Here is a 1775-nt window from a genome sequence, read left to right as displayed (position 1 = left end):
GCTTCCGCGATCTGCCAGCCCGCGAGGTTCGAATGCCCGAGGTAGCGCACCTTGCCCTCGCGCACGAGGTCCGTCAGCACATCCAGGGTCTCGTCGATGGGCGTGTGGGGATCGGGGGTGTGCAGCTGATACAGGTCGATGTGATCGGTCTGCAGGCGCGAGAGGGACCCCTCGACGGCCGTGCGGATGTAGGAGCGCGAGGCCTTCGCACCCGAGGGCGGATATCCCATGTCGCGACCGAAGTGCCCGAACTTGGTGGCGATGATCACCTCGTCCCGTCGGCCGCGGAGGGCCTCGCCCATGAGCGATTCCGACAAGCCCGGCTCGCCGCCGTACATGTCGGCGGTGTCGAGGAAAGTCACCCCGGCATCGACCGCCGCGTCGATCACCGCCCGTGTGCCCTCGATGGTCTCCGTCTTCGTGCCCGGGCGACCGAAGTTGTTGCACCCGAGGCCGACGGCGGAGACGAGGAGGCCGGACGTGCCGACGCGACGAAGGGGAACCGATGAACTCATGGCCTCCACGCTAGCGTCGCTCGCAGGTGCCGGCGCCACGCGACGACGTGCCCCCCACTCGATGGTGAGGGGCACGTCGCTCGCGTCAGGACTGCTTCGGCGGCTCCGGGGCTGCCGGCGGCTCGTTCGACGGCGGCTGGGTCGGCGGGGCCGGCGGCTGGGCCGGAGCAGGCGGCTGCGTGGAGGCCGGCGGGGCCGGCGGCTGCGTGGGAGCCGGCGGCTGGGTCGGGGCCGGCGGCTGCGTGGAGGCAGGCGGGGCCGGCGGCTGAGCGCCGGGTGCGGGCGGCGGCTGGTACCCGGCCGGGGGCTGGTAGCCCGCCGGGTAGCCCGGCTGCGTGACCGGGTTGGCAGGGTAGCCCGCCGCGGGAACCTGCGACGGAATGCCGGACCAGGTCGTCTTGTCGGCGAGGAAGTTCCCGGCCCACGGGGCAGCGGGGACCGCGGTGTTCCAGCGCGACCGGTCGAAGGCGTTGATGCCCAGCCAGACGATGGCCAGGAAGATGTAGAGGATGATCCAGACGACTTCCTTCTGGAGCTTGAGCCCCACCCGCCATGCGGCGAGCACGGTGTAGACGCCCGCGGCGAGCGGGAAGAGCCATCCGATCACCGGGATCCAGCCCAGCACGATGCTCGCGCCCCACAGGCCGAGGAGCCACCAGGGATTCAGGTCGCCGAGCTTGACGAAGATCAGCGTGTTGTAGATCGGCACCCACGCCCGCCACTTGCCCTGCACGCCCGCCTTGTCGAAGATCTTCATGAAGAAGAACGCGGTGAGGACGTAGCCGGCGATGGCGAAGATGAACCAGAACACGGCGAAGATGAAGAAGAACGCGACATCGCTGCCGCTGTAGGAGTAGTCGACGCTACTGAACGTTTCCACGGGTACCTCTCCCAGATTCGGCCCGCCGTGCGGCGGGTCGTGAGACATGGTAGCGAGAGCGAACGCGTTCTGTCAGGAACCTCCCAGACTTTCTCGTGAACGTTCGTTGCCGCGGGCTTGGCCACCTGACGCTCAACCGGAGAAAAGCAGCAGGTCACCACCCTCGCCACGGCGGAGATCGACATCGCTGGCGTCCGCCCACGAGAGCAGGTCGTCGGACCCGGCGAGGGTCGCCGCCGACGTCGCCAAGCGGCGGACGAGCTCACCCTTGGCGTGCTTGTTGAAGTGGTTCAGCGCGCGCACAGCGCCGTCCGCCCCCGATGCGACCACCCGCACATACGACGACGGCAGGCTTGCCGGAACGGGGCCGAGCGCCACAT

Annotated in this window: 2 protein-coding genes and 1 pseudogene; all 3 read right to left on the bottom strand. The window is 69.3% G+C overall.

Annotation, left to right across the window (positions count from 1 at the left end):
* Positions 1-515 (bottom strand): aldo/keto reductase (locus B4E30_RS08035; RefSeq protein WP_286794587.1); only part of this gene is annotated, 515 nt, incomplete at its 3' end.
* 85 nt (positions 516-600) lie between these two features.
* On the bottom strand, positions 601-1395 hold the full coding sequence (locus B4E30_RS08030; RefSeq protein WP_286794585.1) for a DUF5684 domain-containing protein: 795 nt from the start codon (positions 1393-1395) through the stop codon (positions 601-603).
* A 132-nt stretch (positions 1396-1527) separates the two neighbouring features.
* Positions 1528-1775: pseudogene (locus B4E30_RS08025) on the bottom strand (peroxide stress protein YaaA); the annotation flags it as partial.

Source organism: Microbacterium sp. UBA3394 (genome assembly GCF_002358725.1).
Lineage (GTDB): Bacteria > Actinomycetota > Actinomycetes > Actinomycetales > Microbacteriaceae > Microbacterium > Microbacterium luteum.
Note: the sequence above shows the minus strand (reverse complement) of the source record. Positions and strands in the feature narration are given on the sequence as shown.